Genomic DNA, 22,903 nt, shown 5'->3' with positions numbered 1-22,903 from the left:
TTTGGCTGGTTAATTGATTGTATTTAAAGTAAAATCACGCTTACCATTTGAAAAATTTATACGCTTGGAACGATTTGGACGAATAGCCCTAAAAACCATACTCTGGATAATTGCAAGTGTCATTATCCTGATACTACTTATCATAGTCTTAATACAGGTACCTGCCGTTCAAAATTTCGCTAAAGACAAAGCTGTATCTTTTATCCAGGGTAAAATCCATACCCCGGTAAAAATTGGCCACATCAGCCTGGGGCTACCAAAGCTTATTGTGCTGGAGGATGTATATTTTGAGGACCAGCATAAAGACACCCTGATAGCCGGTGAAAAACTAAAGGTCGATATCAGTTTATTAAAATTACTAAGTAACAAGGTTGAGATCAATGAAATTAATCTGCAGGGTATTACTACTAATATAAGCCGCGGCGCTGACAGTGTTTTCAACTTCGATTATATAACCAAAGCCTTTGCCGGCGAGCAAAAAAAAGAAGTAAAACCTACGGATACCGCTTCTACCATGAAATTCTCAATTGATAAGATCATCCTCGACCGGATCAATGTGAGCTATAAAGACAAGATTTCGGGCAATGATGTAAAGTTTATTTTAGGCCATTTTGATACCAGGATTAAAGATTTTGACCTGGATAAAATGAAGTTTACGATCCCGAAGATCAACCTTTCAGACATCGACGCAAGGATAATACAATCCCCGGTTACTTCAGAGGGCATTAAAGTTGTCCCGGTTGATACCACCACAACGCCCATCCAAATGGCCCTTGACCTGGGCACCATAGACATCTCAAAAGTTAAAGTAGATTACCGCAGCAAATCAATGAGTAGTAAGGTAAACCTGGGGAAGTTTTTGGTGGAAATGGATAAGATAGACCTTAAAAACCAGGTGGTAGGTATAAAAAAAGTTCAGCTTGATAACACAGATGCCGGTATCACATTTGCAAAACCAGAAACGGTTAAAAAGGCTGTAATAAAAGCAGTTAAAAAATTAGATACACTGGTGGCCACCCCTGCAAGCGGAAAAGGGTGGCGCGCCAAACTGAACAAAATAACATTCAGTAATGACAATATTCAATTTGATAACGATGCGCAAAAGCCATTACTAAAAGGGCTGGACTTTGCGCACATGAATATCAAAAAGCTTAATGCTGATGTGCAGAACCTTTCTTACAGCCCTGATACTATAGCAGGTAAAGTAAACTCATTTACATTTGCCGAAAAAAGCGGGCTTATCATTCAGAAATTCCACACCTCGTTTTTATATGGCCCAAAAAGCGCTTACCTGAATAACCTGCTGGTTGAAACACCGCAAACCGTTTTACAAAAACAAGTGCAGGTTAGCTACCCGTCTGTTGCGTCGCTTTCAAAAGACCCGGGGCAACTTTATGTTAATGCCAATTTAGATGGCAGCAAGCTGAGTTTAAAGGATGTTTTACTGCTGATGCCTTCAATGTCTGGTATGGAGCCTTTTAAACATTCACCCAATGCCGTGTTCCGGATAGATGGTCGGGTAATTGGGAAGGTAAATAACCTCAGCATCCCAGCCGTGGAGGTTAAGGGCTTAAGTAATACCCATATCAAAGCTTCTGCAACGCTGCGGGGCTTACCAGATATGAATAAAGCATATTTTGATGTGAACATTGCCGACCTTACTACCAGCAGAGCCGATATCTCAAAACTGGTTGCCGCTTCAATGATCCCGGCTTCGGTAAGCATCCCTGCCAATTTAAATTTAAAAGGAAACTTTAAAGGTAGCATGTATGATTTTAATACTAAAATGTACCTGCGTTCAACCTATGGTGCTGTTGACCTGGTTGCAGCCATGAAAAACGGTAACCATAAAGGCCGTGAAATTTACACGGCCAACGTTAAAGCCAATAACCTTAATGTTGGTGCATTAACCAAACAACCGCAAACTGTTGGAATGGTAACCGCTACAGCCAATATAAAAGGGGTAAGTCTTGATCCTAAAAAAGCAAGCCTGCAGTTTAGCGGAAACGTAGTAAAAGCCTATGTTAAAGGTTACAACTACCAAAACCTGGTAATGAAGGGCACCGCTCAAAACGGAAGCTATGCGGCTAAAGCAACCATGAAAGACCCCAACATTAATTTTACGCTTGATGGCAAGGCCAACATGAACAAAAAATACCCTGCCATAGCTGCCACGTTACAGCTGGACAGCATTAACCTAAAAAACCTGCACCTCACTACATCCGATATTCGGGTTCACGGTAATATGGTAGCTGATGTACCAACTGCTGATCCGGATTACCTGAATGCCAACATCAGGGTAACAAACCTGCTGGTGGCACAAAAGGACCAGGTATTTAAGCTCGATACCATCAGCCTGGTTTCGACAGCCAATGCCGATAGCAGCACCTTAAGGCTGAAAGCGCCTATGCTTAATGCGCATATGGCAGGCAAGTATAAACTTACAGAAGTTGGCCCCGCCCTGCAGGACCTGGTAAATAAATATTACAACACCGCGCTGGCGTCAAATACAGCTAAGCCTAATTATTCGCCGCAACAGTTTAAGTTTGATATGAGGCTGGTTAAAACACCATTAACCGATAAATTTGTGCCCGACCTGAAAAGGCTCGATCCGGTAAACATTACCGGTCACTTTGATAGCCAGGCTGGCGCCCTCACCATTGATGGCACTGCACCGAAGGTGATATATGGCACCTATATTGTAAATAATTTAAAACTTGCCGTTAAAACACAAAATAACGCGCTGAATTACGGCATAACCGTTGATGAAGTAAAAGTATCTTCAAGTATCGACCTGCTATATACAAGCTTAACCGGCAGTGCACAGAACAACAAGTTAAATGTTAACCTGCAGATTAGGGACGCAGCAAAAAAAGAAAGGTACAGGCTGGCGGGTTTATTCAGCGTTTTACCGAACGAATATCAGTTTAACTTTTTGCAGGATGGCCTGCTGCTAAACTACACCCCCTGGGCGGTTAATGCAAATAACGCCTTGTTTTTTGGCAGCAAAGGCATAATGGCCCGCGACTTTGCCTTAACTAACAACAACCAGGTATTAAGCATCAACAGCGATACGCAGGAACACAACGCCCCAATTACAGTAAGCTTTAAAAACTTTAAAATTGAAACCCTTACCACAGCCGCACAGCAGGACTCATTACAGGTTGGCGGCGTTATTGACGGGGACGCACACATCAGCAACTTCCAGAAATCGCCGGTGGTTACTGCAGCATTAAATATTAAGGATTTTAATTTTAAAACAGATACCGTAGGCAATGTAGCGCTTAAAGTAAATAACCAAACTGCAAATGCGTACGCTGCGGATGTAACCGTTACCGGCAAAGGCAACCAGGTTAACTTAAACGGATTGTACTATACTGATCCTGAAAGCAGGTTTGATATGAACCTGAATATCATCAGCCTTAAAATGAAAAGCATTGAAGGTTTCAGCTTTGGCAGCATCAGGCGTTCCAGCGGCGACATTAGCGGGCAGTTGAAAATAACGGGTACTACAGCTGCCCCGGTGGTAAGGGGCGATGTTAATTTTAACAAAGTCGGTTTTAACGTTTCTATGTTAAATTCCTACTTTACAATGCCCAAAGAGAGCATAACATTTAACAATGATGGCATCCTGTTTAACGATTTCGCCCTAATCGACTCGTTAGGCAATAAAGCGGTAGTAACGGGCACCCTTTATACCAAAACCTTTACTGATTTTAAATTTGGACTGGATATTAACGCCACAAATTTCAGAGTGATCAATTCTACTCGCGAGGATAATAAGTTGTACTATGGCAAGCTTTTTATAGATACCCGCATCCGGGTTCGTGGAAATATGGCCAAGCCGGTAGTTGACGCAAACCTTACCGTTAACGACAAAACCGACTTAACCATCGTACTGCCGCAGGACGACCCTGGAATAGAGGACCGCAAAGGGGTAGTTGAAGTGATAAATCCAAATGCGCCAAAGCTTGATTCGATATTCCTGGCCAAACAATTGGATTCGCTCCGTAAATCAGATATAACCGGGCTTGATGCGACAGCGAACATTACTATCAATAAAAATGCAAAATTCACCATTGTAGTTGATGAGCGCAACGGCGACGTGGTACAGCTGAAGGGTGAAGCCCAGCTAAATGGCGGCATTGACCCGAGCGGTAAAATAAACCTGACCGGTACCTACAAGGTTAACCAGGGCTCGTATAATTTGGCGTATGCCACCGTTAAGCGCAAGTTTAATTTTAAACCCGGCAGCACTATTACCTGGACAGGCGACCCAACCAGTGCCAATATTAACCTTACAGCCACCTATGTAGCAAACGTCCCTCCTATTGACCTCGTGCAGCTGAGCGAATCGCAGAACTCAACGATGTACAAGCAAAAGCTGCCCTTTAATGTTAATCTTAATTTAAAGAACGAGCTGTTGAAACCCGACATCAGTTTTGATATTGTTTTGCCGGACAGTACTTATACGGTATCGCCCGACGTAATTTCCACAGTTAATACCAGGCTGGCACAGATCAGACAGGACCCTAACGAATTGAACAAACAGGTTTTAGGCGTACTGGTACTTGGCCACTTTATTGGCGACAATCCATTCCAAAGCCAGGGCGGTAACGCAGGTATTGGCGGCGCTATCCGCAGCAGCGTAAGCAGTTTATTGTCCGATCAGTTGAATAAACTTGCCGGCAATTTGATAGGTGGCGTCCAGCTTAGTTTTGACCTTACCTCGGGTGAGGATTATTCTTCCGGCACTACGCAAAACCGAACGGACCTGAATGTTGGCCTCTCCAAACAGTTCCTTAATGACCGTTTAACAGTAACCGTAGGTAATAATTTCAACCTTGAGGGCCAAAATCAGCCGGGTCAAAAATCAACAGATATTGCGGGCAATGTATCCGTGAACTATAAAATAACCAAGGATGGCCGCTATATGGTTCGTGTTTACCGCAGGGACCAGTTTATTGTGGTAGAGGGGCAGGTAATTGAAACAGGCGTAGGGTTTACCCTGACTTATGAATACAACCGCTTTAAAGAACTGTTTAAGCGAAAATCGAAAAAAGACAGGGAACTGGAAAAGCAATACAACGAGAAGCAAAAGGAAATAAAAAAGGAACAAAAGGAGGCAGATAAAAAAGCCGACTCCACAGCGGCACCCGTGCAGCCTTTACAAAAACCAATATCAAAGTAACTATGGCCAAACTTAGATACATATTTATTTTTCTGGCCCTTTTTGTAAGTGCCTGCAGCAATACCAAATATTTGGCTCCCGGTCAGAAATTATATACCGGTGCCGAAGTTAAAATTGACGACAAGGACCTTAAAAAAAGTGATGCCGGCCAGTTGAAAGATAATTTATCGGCCTTGTTAAGGCCGCAGCCTAACAGCAGTATACTGGGTTTAAGATTTAAACTTTGGGTTTACAACAAAACCCGTACAAATAAAAGGACCGGCTTGAGGCACTATTTAAACACCCATATTGGCGAGCCCCCGGTTTTAGCAAGCAGTGTTGATTTGGTGAAAAACAGCACTATTTTACAAAACAGGCTTCAAAATGTGAGTTACTTTTTGGCCCAGGTTAATGGTGATACGGTAGTTAAAAATAAAACTGCAAAAGCAGTTTATGCGGTACATGCGGGCCCTTCATATCATTATCGCTCTATAAAGTTCCCTACAGACAATAATGACCTTGATACTGCGGTTGCCGGTACCGCTAAACAAACCTTTTTAAAGGCCGGCAATAAATACAACCTGGATATAATTAAAAATGAGCGCATAAGGATTGATGCCCGCTTAAAAGAAGAAGGCTTTTTTTATTTTGCGCCTGAAGACCTTATCATGAGGTATGACAGCACGGTAGCCAACCACCAGATTGATATGTTTGTGAAAGTAAAAGACGCCACGCCCGATGAAGCCAGGTGGATTTACAAGATCAGGAATATTTATGTTTATCCACGTTACTCACTAAGGGATACCTCTTTAAAATTAGATTCTGCGGTAAAGTACCGCTGGTACAATGTTATCGACCCCAAGAAGACGGTACGGCCATTTGTGTTTAAAAACGCGGTGCTGTTACAACCCGGGGAGGTTTACAACCGCACGGAGCACAACAACTCGTTAAACAGAATGATCAACCTGGGTCCCTTTAGTTATGTAAAGAACCGTTTTGAAGATGTTACCCCCGACTCTGCCTTCCTTGACATTTACTACCAGTTAACGCAATATAAACGAAAAGCGCTTTCACTTGATTTACTTGCGCGGCAAACCTCTGCAAATTATAACGGTACACAAATTAACCTTAATTTTAAAAACCGCAATACCTTTAAAGGTGCCGAACTATTTACCCTGACGCTATTTGCCAGCAGTGATCTGCAATTTGGAGGTACTTCAAACGGTTACAATGTTTACCAGTTTGGTATTCAGCCCAGTGTTACATGGCCCCGGTTTATTAGTCCGTTTAATTTCAATACGGACAATGCCTATATCCCGCATACCATTTTAACGGCAGGGTACACGCTGGTGAACCGTACCAAACTGTATAATTTAAATTCGTTCAATGCGTCGTTTGGCTATTCGTGGAAACCAAGCATTCATAAACAGCATGATTTAAACCTTCTCAATTTAACTTATGTTGATGCAGCAAGCGTTAGCCAGGTGTACCGGGACAGCATTGCACACACACGCAACCCAGCCCTGGCGCACGTAATTAACAACCAGTTTACTTTTGGCCCATCATACGGCTACACCTACACCAATACCAGCGAAGATTACCGTACCAATACATTTTACTATAACGGTAAAGTGAGCACATCTGCCAATATTTTAGGATTAGTTACCGGTGCAGATACATTAAAAGGAAAAGTAAGTAAGCTGTTCGGTACACCGTTTAATCAATATGTTAAACTGGAGAACGAAATCAGGTTTTACCATAAATTATGGGCCAATAATAAAATTGCCACCCGGTTGCTGGTGGGCGTTGGCTTGCCTTACGGAAACTCTACCGTATTGCCTTATAGCCAGCAGTTTTTTATTGGCGGGCCTAACAGCCTGCGTGGGTTCCAGGCGCGGTCGCTCGGGCCGGGTGCATATAACCTTCCTCCAAGTCTCAACACCGGGAACAATTTCCTGGCAGATGAATCAGGAGATATAAAAATTGAAGCTAATGCCGAGTTTCGCCCCAAATTATTCAGTATTGTTGAAGGCGCACTGTTTGTTGACGCCGGTAATATTTGGCTGCTTCGACCAAACAGATTACAGCCCGGGGCAGCTTTTGGATCAAACTTTATTAACCAAATGGCTGTAGATGCAGGTGTTGGTTTACGCTTTGATTTAACCGTACTTATTTTGCGTACAGACTTTGGGTTTCCTTTAATTAAACCCCAGTTACCGGCCAGCCAGCGAACCGTAATTAACGGAATAGATTTTTCAGATGCCAAATGGCATGGCAGCAATATGATCTTTAACCTGGCAATCGGGTATCCATTCTAATGTTATAACCACCTGGCATTCATAAATTTCTTACCATGCAGTTACGTTCAGTAACTTAATTAATTATAAATTTGTGTTTAATTTATAAGCAAGCGACATTTAATGAATATTAAATATTAACTAACCTTTCTTTTAACAAACAATGAGTTCCAAATATGTAATTGAAAGCTATCCTGCCATAAAATTTAAAGCCGATCCATTATTTTAAATGTCTAAACCGTGGAAATATACCTCAATCAAAATAATTGCCCTCCTTGCAATATTTACAGCGTTAGCAATTACAGCCGGCTGTTTTTTTAACGTTGCCGCCGTTAAGTATTTATTAACCAATACTTTAATAATCAAGCTAAGTTTACCTATTCTATTGCTAATATCCGGGGCCATCCTGTTATATTGTTATACTGTGCTGAATAAAAACAGCCTGTCCGGCTTTCAAAATAGCGAAGACAAGTACCAGTCATTAATAGAACAGGCATCTGATATTATCTATATCCTCGATCTCAATGGAAATTTTACTGATGTAAACGCCAGCATGTGTAAAATAATGGGCTACACCAGGGAAGAGATGTTGCAGTTGAACATAAAATCAATTCTTGATCCGGACGAACTAAAAACCGATCCCCTGCCTGATAAAATGGATAAATCAACCATCCCCATTGTTCGTGAGCGACATTTTATTCGTAAGGATGGAAAGATATTTACCGCTGAGATAAATGTTAAAAAATTCACTGACGATTGTATAATGGTAATTGCGAGGGATACCACCTATCGCAAAAAAATGGAATCGGATCTTAGAGAAGCCGAAGTAAAATTCAGAACCATTGCCGAAAAATCAATGATAGGTATCTACATAGCACAAAATGGCAGGTATATCTACGTAAATCCAAGGTTTGCTCAAATTTTTGGTTACACGCCTGCCGAAATGATCGATACTTTTCCCGTGGAAACTGTTGTTGACGAAAGCTACAGAGACCTTGTTAATGAAAACGTAAGGCGCAGGATAGCAGGCGAGATAGATAGCATTCATTACGAAGCCAAGGGAATCAGGAAAGACGGCACAAGCAATTGGCTTGAATTGTATGGCAGCCGCGCCATTATTGGCGGTGAGACTGTTATTATGGGCTCGGCATTAGATATTACTGAACGCAAAAAAAACGAAATTGAATTGCGCTCATCAGAGCAGGAGTACAAATTACTTTTCGACAGCAACCCGATGCCAATGTGGATGATAGGAAAGGGTGATCAACGCATAATAGCCGTAAATGATGCAGGTGCAAAACACTATGGTTACAGAAAAGAAGAACTGTTACACATGGATGTGAAAATTTTCAGGCCCAGGGAAGATCGCGAACAACAATTGTTGGACTACCGCCAGGACAAGAATGCGGATAGCCCGCGGGTTGTAAAACATCTTAAAAAGGACGGCACCATTATTTATGTTCAAATAATTGCTCATGATATTATATTTGAAGGTCGGCAGGTGAGGCTTTCAATGACGAACGACATTACCGAAAAATTAAAGGCTGAGCAGGATTTAAAAAATGCTTACGAAAGTATCAGGACCCACATTAGTAGTATAAAAGAAATGGCCTGGAAGCAGTCGCACCTCATTAGGGGGCCCCTGGCTAATTTACAAGGGCTGGTACCAATGCTTAAAGACGACCCAAAAAACGCAGAACTATTTAACTATATGCAAAACGAACTTAACAGGATGGATACCATAATTATTGAAATGGCGGAGGAAGCATCAGACCATGACTGAGACTAAACCCACATCTGCTAAAAAAAGCATTTCCATTCCTTTACAAATTATTGACCTGCACGAAGATGGATTTCACCCGCTGCTTAAAATCAAACTTTTCGGAAAACGTTTTACTGTAGTTTTAGATACAGGCGCTTCTAAAACTGCTTTTGATAAAACCATGCTGCTGCAAACTTTTGAACATGCCGTACTAAATGCAAGCGACAGGCTTTCCACCGGCCTTGGCACCAACAACATGGAATCGGCAACAGCCACCATTAGCGATATGTATATCGGGAAATTTTTGGTGGAGGAGTTTGAAGTTGCAGTGCTTGATCTTTCAACCATAAATATTGCGTATCGCCAATTAGGGCACCCTGAAGTTTTGGGTGTTTTAGGTGGTGATATACTAATGAAGTATAAGGCAGTAATTGATTATGGTAAGGAAAGGCTTTTATTGCGGGTTAAATAGAAATTTGAAACTAAGTCCTATCATTTCGCTATTTTAAACTCCTGCCTGCACAGCCTTATTATACTTAATCCATAAATTATAAAAAATACAAAAAGTACCATATAAATTACCGGATGATAATTTATTGGATTTAAAAAAACAATATCCCAGGTACGTGCCGCTCCGCCAAACAGACAAAGTATTAAATTTATCAGCGTCAGTAAAAATAACGCCCGGGTTTTCATATAGCTTTCAATGATTGATTGTTTGCCCTGATCAAGTGTTATCCGGGGAGAATTTCTGTAAGCATAAACTAAAGGGATTATTGCAGTTAATAACAACCCACTAAGCATTATCAGGACGGTCACTTTGGTTCGTGGCAGGTAAAACCCTACTAAGGCGAACAGCATTACAGCAACCACGCCCGGTCTCTTTAGATAAAATTTAAAATTCTCAAGCAAGCCTTTTGTTATTCTGCTTCTGTAAGCACGCTCATATGCAGTTACAATTTTATCTACTCCAAGGTAGCCACCAAAATCGCGTTCCGTTACTTTATCAAAAACATTATCAATGGTTCGCTGATCACCTGCTGCCCTTTCAACTTCAATAGCTGAAATGATATGGTCCGCTATCTCATCAAAAATTTCCTGGAATTTGATACCATACCAGTCCATTCGCTTATTTATCCAATCTAATTCCCGCGTTGTTAAACTCATTGTTGATGGGTTATAGATTTAATAATTTTAAACTCGGCACTACTCAGTTTTATAACTGCCAATGATAATGTAATTTCAGCCACAATGATAATTGTAAGAACAAGAGGCTCAAAGCTGCCTAAAAAAGAAAAATCGGCTTTATGATAAATAAGCAATAACAAATTGCTGCAAATACAAAGTCGCATTGGAAACTGAGCTATCCATACAAAAATATTGTCCCTCACTGATTTCTTTGTGTCTTTAAATATATAACCAATTTTGTAATACCTAACCGGCACAAGCAAAGCTGGCAGAAAAGCAAAAAGAACAAAGATTCGCTCAAAAGCGACAGGCTGTATATTTATGTTGTAAATTATATAATAAACTATTGCCGAAATTATTACAGTATACACAGCCAACGGAAATTTCATATATGTGCTAAAGAATTTCCAAAACTGGCTGCTCATATCTTTGGCAACAGATTTGCGAAAGTTTTCTTCTATCCGCCATAAATTTTTGCTGCCGCCAAAATCTTCTCTGATTATTTCATTAACGGTACCATTAAATGACGAAGTTTCGGCTTTGTTTTCTAAAGCAACAAGGATATGATCATACACTTCTTCATAGGTTTCACGGTATTTTAATCCTTTTCGCAGATATTCCTGTAATTGTTGCTTTTGTTGCTGGTTTGGTTTCATTTTATTGCAGGTTTAAGGCTTAACAAAAGCTGAAGCTGATCAATAAAAACCTGTGCTTCATTTAGTTTACTGGTTACTTCCTTCCCACCCTGTTCAGTAAGGCGATAATACTTCCGCACCCGGTTGTCAACAACTTCTGTAAAAGTTTCAAGCATACCATCAGCCTCCAGTTTATGAAGCGCAGGATACAATGCCCCTTCAGTAAGAATAAACTCACCGGCAGTTACTTCCTTAACTTTTTGTGTTATCTCATAACCATACATCTGGCTATTATCCTCCAGTAGTTTTAGGATAATGGTTTGCAAAGTACCTTTTAGCATGGGGTTTGAACTCATCTGGCAAATATATTATTATTTTATATACATAAGAAAATTATGTATATAAATTTAAAAGCTTATACCTGGAAAATAAAAAAGCCCCGCTATCACTAGCGAGGCTCAAAAAAATCATTTAAATACTAGGTATCTATTCTTGCATATTTGGCATTCTTCTCAATAAACTCACGGCGTGGGGCAACTTCATCCCCCATCAGCATAGAGAAGGTGTGATCGCACTCGGCGGCGTTTTCAATGCTTGCACGTTTCAGGGTACGGGTTGCAGGGTTCATGGTTGTATCCCAAAGCTGCTCGGCATTCATCTCGCCCAAACCTTTGTAACGTTGTATGTGCACACTATCTTCTTTACCTGCACCTTTTAAACGCTGTACGGCTGCGTCACGTTGTTCTTCGGTCCAGCAGTACTCAAATTCTTTTCCCTTTTTAACCTGGTAAAGCGGTGGCGAGGCTACATATACATACCCATTTTCAATCAGCTCCTTCATGTAACGAAAGAAGAAAGTTAATATCAGGGTAGTAATGTGCGATCCATCCACGTCCGCATCCGTCATGATCACAATTTTGTGATAACGGAGCTTAGCCATGTTGAGCGCTTTATCATCTTCAGGCGTACCGCGGCTTACGCCAAGACCAGTAAACATGTTCTTTATTTCTTCGTTTTCGTAGATCTTGTGCTCCATTGCCTTTTCCACGTTCAGGATCTTACCCCTTAAAGGTAAAATAGCCTGGAATTCGCGGTTGCGGCCCTGTTTGGCAGTACCACCCGCCGAGTCACCTTCCACAAGGTAAAGTTCGCATAATGCAGGATCACTGTTGGCACAATCCGATAGCTTACCAGGTAATCCCGATCCGCCCATTACACTTTTACGTTGTACCATTTCACGTGCCTTACGTGCAGCAGCGCGGGCGGTTGCAGCAAGAATTACCTTGTTAACAATCATCCTGGCCTCTTTAGGATGTTCCTCCAGGTAATTACCCAGGATCTCTCCTACCGCCATATCTACGGCACCCATTACCTCGTTGTTACCCAACTTTGATTTGGTTTGCCCTTCAAACTGCGGTTCTTGTACTTTAACTGAAATTACAGCCGTCATCCCCTCACGGAAGTCATCGCCGGTAATCTCAATCTTCATATTCTTCAGCAACCCTTCTTTATCGGCATAAGCTTTTAAAGTACGGGTTAGGCCGCGCCGGAAACCAGCAACGTGCGTACCGCCTTCAATGGTATTGATGTTGTTGACGTATGAATGTACGTTCTCTGTATAAGTATCATTATACTGCAAAGCAAGCTCAACCGGGATGCCGTTCTTTATACCGTCAACATAAATTGGCTCAGGTATAATAGAAGTACGGGTGCCGTCAAGATATTTTACAAACTCGCTTAAGCCACCTATTGAATAAAACTCTTCGGTGTTAAAAGATCCATCCTCGTTAGGTTCGCGTTCGTCAGTTAAAGTAAGGCGGATGCCTTTGTTTAAGTAAGCAAGTTCGCGCAAACGGGCTGCAAGGGTATCATACTTATATTCTGTGGTAAGCGTAAATATCTCAGGGTCGGGCTGAAAGGTTTGTGTAGTACCTGTACGGGTTGAAGTGCCGATCTCTTTAACCTCAAACAATGGCTTACCCTGTGCGTATTCCTGGGTAAACATTTTGCCTTCGCGCTCAACAACGGTTTTCATGTGTGTTGACAATGCGTTAACGCAACTTACACCCACACCATGCAAACCACCGGATACCTTGTAAGTATCTTTATCAAATTTACCACCTGCGTGTAAAACGGTCATTACAATTTGCAGTGCCGATACCTTTTCTTTAGTGGTGATACCGGTAGGAATTCCCCGCCCGTTATCCACAACGGTAATGGAATTACCTTTATGAATGGTAACGTTAATGGTATCGCAATAGCCGGCTAGTGCCTCATCTATTGAGTTGTCAACAACTTCATATACCAAATGGTGCAAGCCTTTAACGCCTGTATCGCCAATGTACATGGAAGGGCGTTTACGCACCGCCTCTAAACCTTCTAAAACCTGTATATTATCTGCTGAATAATTTGATTTGTCTTGATTTTCTTCGCTCATATATGGTTAAAACAATAACCTTCAAAAGTACGAAAAATACCCCATATCACCGCTATTGTTGATAAGTAAAATGGTTGTGGAGATGTAACAAGTACGCTGGAATGCAGATAAATCCTGATGTGCGGATAAGTTACAACATAAAGTAAAAATACTGCCGGCAAAACTGCAAAACCGAAGCAGAGAACACGCATATCTTCATCTTTTGGTACAGCACATTTGCATATCTGCACATCAGCACATTAAATTAGGATACTTGTTGCGAAAGTTTATCTTTGTCAAAATTTACATAAATTAAAACGCTAAAAATTTCTTGCGTAAATGCGCAATAAAACAATTTAAAAGAATGAAAAAGACGGCTTCAATTTTTACAAAAATCACTTTAGGTGTGTTACTTGCCGGAAGCATAGCAGCATGTAACCAAAATAAACCCGCCGATAAAACAGCAGCAACACCTGCTACCACAGCAAGCGATAAACCAGCAATTGTTTATGTTAATGAAGATTCTGTATCGCTGAAATACGAATACGCAAAAGACATGCGTAAACGTTTGGAAGACAAAGGTAAAAGTGCGCAAAACGATGTTGGTGGCCGCAAACAGGCATTTCAACGTGAAGTTGTTGAGTATCAAAAAGGTGCTAATACATTAAGTGCTGACCAACGCGCTACAACTGAGCAGCGGTTACAACGCGAAAGCCAGGAACTACAAACTTATGAGCAAAACGCAGGTGCACAATTACAAAGCACTCAGGCTGATGAAAGCAAAAAGCTTTACGAAAAAGTATATGAATTCACCAAACAATACGCCAAAGACAACGGCTACAAAATGATCCTGACTTTTCAAACCGGAAGCACACAGCTTTTGTATGCTGATAAAAGCCTTGACATTACTGCCGATTATCTTAAAAAACTAAACGAAGCTTACACAAAAGACAAGAAGTAATATCCCTTCGGGTAGCAATATTTGCAGGTATGCAAAATGCTTATTACGTTGAATAATTAATAAAAACCCCGGGCAATTAGTCGGGGTTTTTTATTTTTGGGCAAATGAAAAATCAGCTACATGAAAAATTTATGCGGATGGCAATTGCGCTTTCTGAATATAATATAAAGGAAGGACTTGGCGGGCCGTTTGGCGCTGTAATTGTAAAAGACGGCGAGGTAGTGGCCGCCAGCGCCAATAAAGTTATTCCTGAAAACGACCCAACCGCCCATGCCGAAGTATCAGCCATAAGGCTGGCCTGCAAGGAGTTGGATACCTATAATTTAACCGGCTGCGAAATTTACACCAGTTGTGAGCCTTGCCCTATGTGCATGGGCGCTATATATTGGGCCCGGATAGACAAAATATACTATGCAAACACCAAGGCCGACGCTGCTGCCATAGGCTTCGACGATCATTTTATATACAACGAAATAGCCTGTAAAATGGAGGATCGCAAGGTGCCGTTTATTCAGCTTTTACGCAATGAAGCGTTAGGTGCTTTTAAGCAATGGAAGGAACTTGGCTTTAATGATACCAAAAATTATTAAAATGCATTTTCATTGCCTAGCAGCGAATCCCTCACCGTTAAAAATACTATTTTAAGATCCAGTAAAAACGACCAGTTTTCCAGGTACCACAAGTCTGCTTCAACCCGCTGCTTCATTGCTTCAACAGTTTTAGTTTCGCCCCTGAAGCCTTTGATCTGTGCCCATCCGGTGATTCCCGGCTTCAAAAAATGCCTTACCATAAACATATCTATCAGCTCAGAATATTCTTCGGTATGGTTTAACATGTGTGGCCTTGGCCCTACTACTGACATATTGCCTATCATCACATTAAAAAACTGGGGCAGTTCATCAAGGCTGGTCCGGCGCATAAATGCCCCAAGTTTGGTTACCCGGCTATCGTTGCGTGTAGCCTGAACTTTATCGGCATTGTTATTAACGTACATGCTCCTGAATTTATAGCACTTAAAAGGGGCATTGTTCCGGCCTGTACGGGTTTGAACAAAAAACACCGGCCCCTTTGACCCCGCCTTTATTAAAAAAGCCAGGATAGGAAATAGCCAGCTAAAAACAAACACGATTACAAACAGCGAAAATATAACATCAAAGCTCCGCTTTATCATCCGGTTAAGTAAATGTTCAAGCGGCTCTATCCTGGCAGAGATCACCGGGATCTGCCCGAAACTTTGAATATAAGTGGGCTTGTTACCGTAATCATAATACTCAGGCACTAATTTAAAACGGACCATATTTTTATCCGCGTCAAGCATAAGTTTTTCAATCTTTTTTGATTCAGAAACCGGCAGGGTGCAAAACATCTCGGTTACTTTATGTTCCTTAACCCAGGTAATACACTCATTTGTGTCGCCAAGATACATTTTGCTTTCACGCACTTTGGTGGCATCGTCATCAAAAAAGCCTACTACTCTATAACCTGTATCCCAGTTTTTTAACAGATATTCGTGCAAATCGTATCCGGTACGCCCGGCGCCAACTATCACCGCCTTGCGGGTATCCATCAGCGCAGCCCGTTCGGCCTTTCTTATCAGCAGGAAGATCACCTTCCAACAACCCAATAAAAACCCAAAAAACGCTAAAGAATAAAACAGGTACTGCCTGGTTACAAAATAAGCCTCTGACCCTATTAATATCAATATGGTGAAACAGATAAAACTTACAAAAAGAAAATAGGTGCGAAATACGTTGCGAAATGTTAAAATAGAGTCTTTGTTTAATACAGCGAAGTAGAGCCGGGAGATATTTGCAGACAGCAACCAGATCAGGTTAAAAATCAACACTATAGGGAGAAATCTCCTGTTTTCGGCCGAAAAAATATTGGTCTTATTTAGAATATAGTAAGTAACTATTAAACTTAAGTTCAATAGCAGATAGTCAATTATAAGGTTTAGTGCTTTAAAAAAGGTGGTATGTCTGTTTATCATTCAAATTTTGCAGATTAAATTCGATATGGGTCTGTCAAGGTAATGATATAGATAACGCTTTAAGCATCTTTTTTAAAAAAATCGTCATTTAACTCGTCAATTTCCCGCCGGTCACGCTTGGTTGGCCTGCCGGTTCCCCGGTCGCGTTTCAAAAGCGGCGCATGAAACATTGATTTAAACGCAGGGGTTTGCTCAACCGGGGTTATATCTTCGTAATAATCTACAGCTTTTTTTGCATCTACCCTGTTCTCAAGCAAGCCGGTAACTTTAATAATCTTCTTATCCGGCCCTTTTGAAACTTGGTACACCTCGCTTAATTTTACCTCGTGCGATGGTTTTATGTTTTGCCCCTCAAGTTTTACCCGCCCGGCTTTACAGGCATCAGATGCCAGCGTGCGTGTTTTAAAAACCCTTATCGCCCACAAATATTTATCTATTCTTAGTTTTTCTTTTACCGGCATTGCTAAGGGTCAAAATTACAAAGTTTTATACACTTGCGGGTTTATGTTTACAATAATTTTATATTTATGAACTGCGTATGCATACAGATTGAAACAAATTCCGTAAAATTCCTTTAATTTGCTGAAAGTTAAATTTACTGATGCAAGACCTTAAAAAACTTATTGAAGATGCCTGGGAAGACAGGAACCTGCTGCGTTATTCTGAATATGTTAACGCAATTGATACTGTTATTGAAAAATTAGACCAGGGCGAAATGCGTGTGGCCGAACTTATAGGCACCCGCTGGCATACCCATGAGTGGATAAAGAAAGCGGTGATCCTGTATTTCCCTACCCGCGAAATGAAAGAAATTACCGTTGGCCCGTTTGTTTTTCACGATAAAATGAAGTTAAAAACGGATTATGCCCAAACAGGCGTTCGGGTTGTTCCCCACGCTATAGCCCGCTATGGCGCTTACCTTGCCAAAGGGGTTATCATGATGCCATCGTACGTAAATATAGGTGCTTATGTGGATGAGGGCACCATGGTTGATACCTGGGCAACCGTTGGTTCATGTGCGCAAATTGGCAAACATGTACACTTAAGCGGTGGTGTGGGCATAGGCGGCGTATTGGAACCTATCCAGGCAGCACCGGTTATTATTGAAGACAATTGCTTTTTAGGGTCAAGGGCCATAGTGGTTGAAGGTGTGCACCTGGAAAGCGAAGTGGTTTTGGGTGCAAATGTGGTATTAACCGCATCAACCAAAATTATTGATGTTACTCATGACACGCCTATTGAATATAAAGGCATTGTACCGGCCCGCTCTGTTGTGATTCCCGGTTCATATACTAAGAAATTCCCGGCAGGTGACTACCAGGTGCCTTGCGCATTAATAATTGGCAAGCGTAAAGAATCAACTGATAAAAAAACATCGTTAAACGATGCGCTGCGCGAAAACAATGTGGCGGTTTAGTGAATAGTTGATTGGGTTGATTAAGTGAGCGGTTGATTGGGTTAAGTTATGATTCATCAATTCATCTTGATCAACCTAATCCAACTCAATCAACCCATTCAACTCCCCCATGAAAATAGGATACGATGCTAAACGTTTATTTTTAAACAACACCGGGTTGGGTAATTACAGCAGGTGGCTGGTTAAAAACATAGCACAGCATTACCCCGGCAATCAGTATTTTTTATACACGCCCCGGCTAAAGGCTAATAACAGTCTTGATTTTCTGCACAACGCCGGCCAAATCAAGACCGTTACCCCAAAAAGCAAACTCTTTACTTCCTGGTGGCGCAGCAGGGGAATAGTTAAAAACTTAAAACAGGACGGAATTGAAATCTATCACGGGTTAAGTCACGAACTGCCGGCAGGCATCCGGCAAACAGGCATAAAAACGATAGTTACCGTTCACGATCTGATCTTTATGCGCCTGCCCGAAAGTTTCGGATGGATAAACAGGCGAATTTATACCGCTAAGGTTGTGTATGCCTGCAAGGTTGCCGATAAAATAATTGCCATCAGTGAAAAAACAAAAGATGACCTGGTAGCACTTTTGAATGTGGATACCAACAAAATTGAAGTGATATACCAGGGAATTGACCCGGTATTTAATAACCCGCAAAGCAAAGCGCAAAAAGAAGCAGTAGTAACTAAATACAAACTCCCCGCAAAATTTCTGCTAAGTGTAGGAACTATTGAAACACGTAAAAACCTGCTTTTAACAGTTAAAGCGTTAAAGCTTACAGACGCGTGCATGGTTGTTGTAGGCAAGCCGACTGCTTATTTAGATGATGTTAAAAAATATTTAAGCGATAATAAACTAACGCAAAGGGTGACGTTTTTGCATGAGGTAACATTTAACGAGTTACCTGCAATTTACCAGCTGGCAACAGTATTTGTTTACCCTTCCCGGTACGAAGGCTTTGGTTTGCCGGTATTGGAAGCAATAAGCAGCGGCGTACCGGTGATAGCCGCAACCGGCTCGTGCCTTGAAGAAGCGGGCGGTCCGGATAGCTTATATGTTGATCCGGATGATGAAAATGACCTTGCTCAAAAGATCAATCGTATATTTGCAGACGAAAAACTGCGGCAAGCTATGATAGCAGCAGGAAAACAATATGCTGCAAAGTTTGAAAGCGATAAGCTTTCTGCACAGCTGATGCAATTATATAACAACATTAAAAAATGCTAAAAGACGAAGTTGCCAAAGCGTTAAAGGTTATACAGGACGGCGGAATCATCCTTTATCCTACTGATACTATTTGGGGAATAGGGTGCGATGCCACCAATACCGATGCTGTAAAAAAGATCTTCAGGCTAAAACAGCGCGAGGAAACAAAAAGCATGATCATTTTGCTGGACACCGAAAATAAACTGGAAAGTTATATTAGCGATGTAAATCCCTTAGCTTACGACTTAATTGAATATGCCGAAAACCCGTTAACGCTGGTAATGCCCGGCGCTAAAAACATTTCGCCGGCCCTTATAGCTGCCGATGGCAGTGTAGGTATCCGGGTAGTGAAGCATCCTTTCTGCCAGCAACTCATACAGCGGTTACGAAAACCACTGGTATCAACCTCGGCAAACATCAGCGGCAACTCATCGCCTCAATATTTTTCGCAAATAGAAGGTGCCATAATAAACGGTGTTGATTATGTAGTTGACATTGACCAGCACGATATGGAAATTAAAACACCATCAACCATTATGCGGTTGGCACCTGATGGGAAGTTTGAATTCATCAGGAGATAGCGGTTAGCCGTCAGAAATACAATACAAATTATTTAAACCATCATCTCCGGATCAGAGATAAAAAATACATAATGCAAAAACACCTGCAACATCCTGTTTTTTCTATTATATCAAAGCTTGCTGCTGAGCAAAATGTGCAGGCTTATGCTATTGGTGGTTTTGTGCGCGATATTTTCCTTAAGCGCCCGTCAAAAGACATTGATATTGTAGTAATAGGGAACGGGATAGCTTTTGCCGAAAGTGTAGCACATAAGTTAAAAGTAAAGGTTTCGGTGTTTAAAAACTTTGGTACAGCATCACTTAAATACCATGATCTGGAGATTGAATTTGTGGGAGCCCGTAAAGAATCGTACCGGCTTGATTCGCGGAAACCCATTGTAGAAAACGGCACGCTTGACGACGATCAAAAACGCCGGGATTTCACGATCAATGCGCTGGCCATTTCGCTGCACCCGGAGTCTTTCGGGCAGTTGTTAGATCCATTTAACGGCATTATCGACCTAGAAAAAAAAACAATCCGTACCCCCCTAAACCCGGTTGAAACATTTTCTGATGATCCGTTACGGATGATGCGGGCTATCCGCTTTGCATCGCAGCTGGATTTTAAGATTGATGAACCGGCCCTTGCGGCAATAAAAAGCAACATCGACAGGATCAGCATCATATCGCAGGAGCGGATAACTGACGAACTTAACAAGATCATTTTATCCGCAAGGCCATCAATAGGTTTTAATTATTTATTTGATACCGGCCTGCTGCATAAAATATTCCCGCAAATGACGACGCTTTATGGCGTTGAATATATTGACGGGAAAGGGCATAAAGATAATTTTTACCATACCCTGCAGGTGCTGGATAACATTTGTGAAACAACGGACGATCTATGGTTAAGATGGGCCGCTATACTGCACGACATCGCCAAACCCGCCACAAAGCGTTTTGAACCAGGGCATGGCTGGACATTTCATGGTCACGAGGACCGCGGGGCACGCATGGTGCCTAAAATATTCACCCAGCTAAAACTGCCGCTTAACGAAAAAATGAAGTTTGTTCAAAAAATGGTGCAACTGCATTTACGGCCCATTGTTTTGGCGCAGTCAATAGTAACCGATTCGGCCGTACGGCGTTTATTATTTGAGGCTGGCGAGGACATTGAAAGCCTGATGTTGTTGTGTAAAGCAGACATCACCACGAAAAATGAATATAAAGTAAAAAAATATCGCAACAATTTTGAGCTTGTACAGCAAAAATTAAAAGATGTTGAAGAGCGTGATAACATGCGTAACTGGCAGCCGCCGGTAACAGGGATTGATATTATGGAACTTTTCGGTATAAAAGAGGGCCGCGAGGTAGGTATTATCAAGAACCAGATCCGCGAAGCCATACTTGAAGGCGATATCCCAAACAATCGCGAAGAGGCAATTAAATTCACAATTGAGAAAGGTGCAGAAATTGGCTTAAAAGTTGTGGGGAACAAATGATAATTTAGGAGCGGGGCTTACAAACTGCGATTTTTAAAAAAATTGAAATCGAAAATCCTAAATCCAAAATAACTAAAAACATTACTATTTTTGTAAAAACACTATACTATACTAAAAAATGGCTTTATACAGGTTCAGGATTACTTTTGAAGATTACGATGATGTGGTTAGGGAGATTGACGTAAAGTCAAATCAAACATTTGAAGATCTTCACAGAGCGATCCATCAGTCAACAGGTTACAATTCGGAATACCCTTCATCTTTTTATATCAGCAATGATCAATGGACAAAAGGCGAGGAAATTACTTATTTGCCCAATCAAAAAAGAATTGACCGTGGTGTTGCGTTAATGAATAAAGTAAAACTGTTAAGCTATATTGATGATCCTCACCAAAAATTTTACTATACTTTTAATTTTGACCGGCCTTTCGACTTCCATGTTGAATTGATGAAGATTATTTTGGATGAAGCGCCCGGTGTTACCTACCCTGCTGTAATAAAATCTACCGGCGAAGCACCAAAACAATTTGGCAATGTACTTAATGTACCTATTGCTGCTGCAGAGGGCGATGATTTTGATTTCCTGAACGAAATGGCAATTGGTGAAGAAGATGCTGAAGACTTTTCTGAAATAGCTGAAGCTGTTGAAGAGGATGAGGTGATTCCTAAAGTTGAAGGGGACGAAGAAGAAGATGAATTTGGCAGCGGATTTTCAGACGATGAAGGCTTCGAAGATGACAGCAAACTTTCTCACGGCGACGATTATTAATTAGTTCATAGTTGATGGTTCATAGTTGATGGTTGATGGTTCATAGTTGATGGCCGCTGCAATTTTTTGCTATAAGACACCATCTGTGAACCATTAACAACCTGCGAACTATTTACAATGAACCACGAACTGCTTCCTACGCTCTTAGTAATAGCCGGCCCAACGGCTGTTGGTAAAACTGCAGCCGCAATTGAAGTTGCCAAACATTTCCATACCGTAGTGGTATCTGCTGATTCCCGCCAATTTTACCGCGAGATGTCCATTGGTACAGCTAAACCAAGTGATGAAGAGTTGAGTGCTGTACAGCATTATTTTATCAACTCTCTTTCAATCAATGAGACATATACTGCCGGCGACTACGAAAAACAATGCCTGGATCTTCTCCACGATCTTTTCAAAAGCAATAATGTGGTGGTGTTAACCGGAGGATCAGGACTGTTCATAAAGGCGATATGCGAAGGGTTTGATGCGTTTCCGGACACGGATGCAGCGGTAAGAGAAAGCTTAAATAAAGAACTGGATACTTACGGTATAACTTATTTACAGGAAAAATTAAAAACTGCCGACCCGGAATATTATCAGCAGGTTGATGTCAACAACCCTCAGCGGGTTATAAGAGCGCTGGAAGTATTTGAAAGTTCAGGTAAACCCTACTCATCGTATCGTAAATCTAACTTAAGTAAACGTCCTTTTCGAATAATTAAAGCAGGTTTAAGGATGCCACGGCCGGAATTATATAACAGGATTAACCGTCGTGTTGATTTAATGGCAGCGCAGGGCCTGGTGGATGAGGTTCGCTCACTTTTACCATATAGACACCTAAATGCATTAAACACTGTTGGTTACAGCGAGTTGTTTGACTATTTTGACGGAAAAACCGGTATGGATACCGCCCTTGACCTCATCAGGCAAAATACCAGGCGTTTTGCTAAACGGCAAATCACCTGGTTTGGAAAAGACAAAACCATTACCTGGCTGGATGCCTGTGATAAAGACCTGGCTGACAAAATAATTGCTTTGGTTTAATTC

General features: G+C 41.4%; 18 protein-coding genes. 12 read left to right on the top strand and 6 right to left on the bottom strand.

Annotated elements, in window-relative coordinates:
- Window positions 1-64 precede the first annotated feature (64 nt).
- The 4 genes from MuYL_RS08430 (at window position 65) to MuYL_RS08415 (ending at window position 9,701) form a co-directional block, all read left to right on the top strand.
- Window positions 65-5,191, top strand: a complete 5,127-nt coding sequence (locus tag MuYL_RS08430) for a translocation/assembly module TamB domain-containing protein (protein ID WP_094572894.1) — start codon at window positions 65-67, stop codon at window positions 5,189-5,191.
- A gap of 2 nt (window positions 5,192-5,193) precedes the next feature.
- Window positions 5,194-7,488, top strand: a complete 2,295-nt coding sequence (gene tamL, locus MuYL_RS08425) for a translocation and assembly module lipoprotein TamL (RefSeq protein ID WP_094570115.1) — start codon at window positions 5,194-5,196, stop codon at window positions 7,486-7,488.
- Between the two features lie 403 nt (window positions 7,489-7,891).
- The gene (locus tag MuYL_RS08420; protein WP_170309734.1) at window positions 7,892-9,250 is read left to right on the top strand and encodes a PAS domain-containing protein; all 1,359 of its coding nucleotides are present in this window, start codon (window positions 7,892-7,894) and stop codon (window positions 9,248-9,250) included.
- The gene (locus MuYL_RS08415) at window positions 9,243-9,701 is read left to right on the top strand and encodes an aspartyl protease family protein (RefSeq protein ID WP_094570113.1); all 459 of its coding nucleotides are present in this window, start codon (window positions 9,243-9,245) and stop codon (window positions 9,699-9,701) included. Before MuYL_RS08420 ends, MuYL_RS08415 begins: the two co-directional genes overlap by 8 nt.
- A gap of 20 nt (window positions 9,702-9,721) precedes the next feature.
- Here MuYL_RS08415 and MuYL_RS08410 read toward each other — a convergent pair whose 3' ends face one another.
- From MuYL_RS08410 to gyrB, 4 genes are all read right to left on the bottom strand, one after another.
- On the bottom strand, window positions 9,722-10,396 hold the full coding sequence (locus tag MuYL_RS08410) for a hypothetical protein (protein ID WP_094570112.1): 675 nt from the start codon (window positions 10,394-10,396) through the stop codon (window positions 9,722-9,724).
- Entirely contained in the window at window positions 10,393-11,073 is a 681-nt protein-coding gene (locus MuYL_RS08405) for a hypothetical protein (RefSeq protein WP_094570111.1), read from the bottom strand. Before MuYL_RS08405 ends, MuYL_RS08410 begins: the two co-directional genes overlap by 4 nt.
- Complete coding sequence (locus tag MuYL_RS08400) at window positions 11,070-11,408, bottom strand: PadR family transcriptional regulator (RefSeq protein ID WP_094570110.1); 339 nt, start codon at window positions 11,406-11,408, stop codon at window positions 11,070-11,072. The genes MuYL_RS08405 and MuYL_RS08400 overlap by 4 nt, the downstream gene beginning before the upstream one ends.
- A gap of 122 nt (window positions 11,409-11,530) precedes the next feature.
- Window positions 11,531-13,489: a DNA topoisomerase (ATP-hydrolyzing) subunit B gene (gyrB, locus tag MuYL_RS08395; protein ID WP_094570109.1), complete on the bottom strand. Its 1,959-nt coding sequence runs from the start codon at window positions 13,487-13,489 to the stop codon at window positions 11,531-11,533.
- Between the two features lie 343 nt (window positions 13,490-13,832).
- On the opposite strand from gyrB, the gene MuYL_RS08390 reads away from it, so the two are divergent.
- Together MuYL_RS08390 and MuYL_RS08385 are read left to right on the top strand one after the other, a co-directional pair.
- A complete protein-coding gene (locus tag MuYL_RS08390) occupies window positions 13,833-14,429 on the top strand; it encodes an OmpH family outer membrane protein (protein WP_094570108.1) in 597 nt (198 codons plus the stop codon).
- Between the two features lie 104 nt (window positions 14,430-14,533).
- Window positions 14,534-15,019, top strand: coding sequence for a nucleoside deaminase (locus MuYL_RS08385; RefSeq protein WP_094570107.1), 486 nt, complete (start codon window positions 14,534-14,536; stop codon window positions 15,017-15,019).
- Here the strand turns inward: MuYL_RS08385 and MuYL_RS08380 are convergent.
- Both MuYL_RS08380 and MuYL_RS08375 read right to left on the bottom strand, forming a co-directional pair.
- Window positions 15,016-16,419 (bottom strand): undecaprenyl-phosphate glucose phosphotransferase, encoded by a 1,404-nt coding sequence (locus MuYL_RS08380; RefSeq protein WP_094570106.1) that lies wholly within the window; start codon window positions 16,417-16,419, stop codon window positions 15,016-15,018. The two genes, MuYL_RS08385 and MuYL_RS08380, sit on opposite strands and share 4 nt — an antisense overlap.
- A gap of 59 nt (window positions 16,420-16,478) precedes the next feature.
- Entirely contained in the window at window positions 16,479-16,880 is a 402-nt protein-coding gene (locus MuYL_RS08375) for an RNA-binding S4 domain-containing protein (RefSeq protein WP_094570105.1), read from the bottom strand.
- 140 nt (window positions 16,881-17,020) lie between these two features.
- Between MuYL_RS08375 and MuYL_RS08370 the strand changes: the two genes are divergently transcribed.
- The 6 genes from MuYL_RS08370 (at window position 17,021) to miaA (ending at window position 22,900) form a co-directional block, all read left to right on the top strand.
- The gene (locus MuYL_RS08370) at window positions 17,021-17,836 is read left to right on the top strand and encodes a 2,3,4,5-tetrahydropyridine-2,6-dicarboxylate N-succinyltransferase (protein ID WP_094570104.1); all 816 of its coding nucleotides are present in this window, start codon (window positions 17,021-17,023) and stop codon (window positions 17,834-17,836) included.
- Between the two features lie 109 nt (window positions 17,837-17,945).
- Window positions 17,946-19,064 carry a glycosyltransferase family 4 protein gene (locus MuYL_RS08365; protein WP_094570103.1) on the top strand — a complete coding sequence of 373 codons (1,119 nt, stop codon included), beginning with the start codon at window positions 17,946-17,948 and terminating at the stop codon, window positions 19,062-19,064.
- Complete coding sequence (locus tag MuYL_RS08360) at window positions 19,058-19,624, top strand: L-threonylcarbamoyladenylate synthase (protein WP_094570102.1); 567 nt, start codon at window positions 19,058-19,060, stop codon at window positions 19,622-19,624. Before MuYL_RS08365 ends, MuYL_RS08360 begins: the two co-directional genes overlap by 7 nt.
- A 71-nt stretch (window positions 19,625-19,695) precedes the next feature.
- Window positions 19,696-21,105, top strand: a complete 1,410-nt coding sequence (locus MuYL_RS08355; RefSeq protein WP_094570101.1) for a CCA tRNA nucleotidyltransferase — start codon at window positions 19,696-19,698, stop codon at window positions 21,103-21,105.
- A 118-nt stretch (window positions 21,106-21,223) separates the two neighbouring features.
- Window positions 21,224-21,874 (top strand): IS1096 element passenger TnpR family protein, encoded by a 651-nt coding sequence (locus MuYL_RS08350; RefSeq protein ID WP_094570100.1) that lies wholly within the window; start codon window positions 21,224-21,226, stop codon window positions 21,872-21,874.
- A gap of 117 nt (window positions 21,875-21,991) precedes the next feature.
- Window positions 21,992-22,900 (top strand): tRNA (adenosine(37)-N6)-dimethylallyltransferase MiaA, encoded by a 909-nt coding sequence (gene miaA, locus MuYL_RS08345; RefSeq protein WP_094570099.1) that lies wholly within the window; start codon window positions 21,992-21,994, stop codon window positions 22,898-22,900.
- Window positions 22,901-22,903 lie beyond the last annotated feature (3 nt).

The organism is Mucilaginibacter xinganensis (assembly GCF_002257585.1).
Taxonomy (GTDB): Bacteria; Bacteroidota; Bacteroidia; order Sphingobacteriales; family Sphingobacteriaceae; genus Mucilaginibacter; species Mucilaginibacter xinganensis.
This window is presented reverse-complemented; position numbering and strand designations above follow the sequence as displayed.

Excerpts from the sequence above, each read along its gene's own strand:
- tamL (WP_094570115.1), top strand. The coding sequence starts at position 5,194 with ATGGCCAAACTTAGATACATATTTATTTTTCTGGCCCTTTTTGTAAGT.
- MuYL_RS08415 (WP_094570113.1), top strand. The coding sequence starts at position 9,243 with ATGACTGAGACTAAACCCACATCTGCTAAAAAAAGCATTTCCATTCCT.
- MuYL_RS08410 (WP_094570112.1), bottom strand. The coding sequence starts at position 10,396 with ATGAGTTTAACAACGCGGGAATTAGATTGGATAAATAAGCGAATGGAC.
- MuYL_RS08405 (WP_094570111.1), bottom strand. The coding sequence starts at position 11,073 with ATGAAACCAAACCAGCAACAAAAGCAACAATTACAGGAATATCTGCGA.
- MuYL_RS08400 (WP_094570110.1), bottom strand. The coding sequence starts at position 11,408 with ATGAGTTCAAACCCCATGCTAAAAGGTACTTTGCAAACCATTATCCTA.
- gyrB (WP_094570109.1), bottom strand. The coding sequence starts at position 13,489 with ATGAGCGAAGAAAATCAAGACAAATCAAATTATTCAGCAGATAATATA.
- MuYL_RS08390 (WP_094570108.1), top strand. The coding sequence starts at position 13,833 with ATGAAAAAGACGGCTTCAATTTTTACAAAAATCACTTTAGGTGTGTTA.
- MuYL_RS08385 (WP_094570107.1), top strand. The coding sequence starts at position 14,534 with ATGAAAAATCAGCTACATGAAAAATTTATGCGGATGGCAATTGCGCTT.
- MuYL_RS08380 (WP_094570106.1), bottom strand. The coding sequence starts at position 16,419 with ATGATAAACAGACATACCACCTTTTTTAAAGCACTAAACCTTATAATT.
- MuYL_RS08375 (WP_094570105.1), bottom strand. The coding sequence starts at position 16,880 with ATGCCGGTAAAAGAAAAACTAAGAATAGATAAATATTTGTGGGCGATA.
- MuYL_RS08370 (WP_094570104.1), top strand. The coding sequence starts at position 17,021 with ATGCAAGACCTTAAAAAACTTATTGAAGATGCCTGGGAAGACAGGAAC.
- MuYL_RS08365 (WP_094570103.1), top strand. The coding sequence starts at position 17,946 with ATGAAAATAGGATACGATGCTAAACGTTTATTTTTAAACAACACCGGG.
- MuYL_RS08360 (WP_094570102.1), top strand. The coding sequence starts at position 19,058 with ATGCTAAAAGACGAAGTTGCCAAAGCGTTAAAGGTTATACAGGACGGC.
- MuYL_RS08355 (WP_094570101.1), top strand. The coding sequence starts at position 19,696 with ATGCAAAAACACCTGCAACATCCTGTTTTTTCTATTATATCAAAGCTT.
- MuYL_RS08350 (WP_094570100.1), top strand. The coding sequence starts at position 21,224 with ATGGCTTTATACAGGTTCAGGATTACTTTTGAAGATTACGATGATGTG.
- miaA (WP_094570099.1), top strand. The coding sequence starts at position 21,992 with ATGAACCACGAACTGCTTCCTACGCTCTTAGTAATAGCCGGCCCAACG.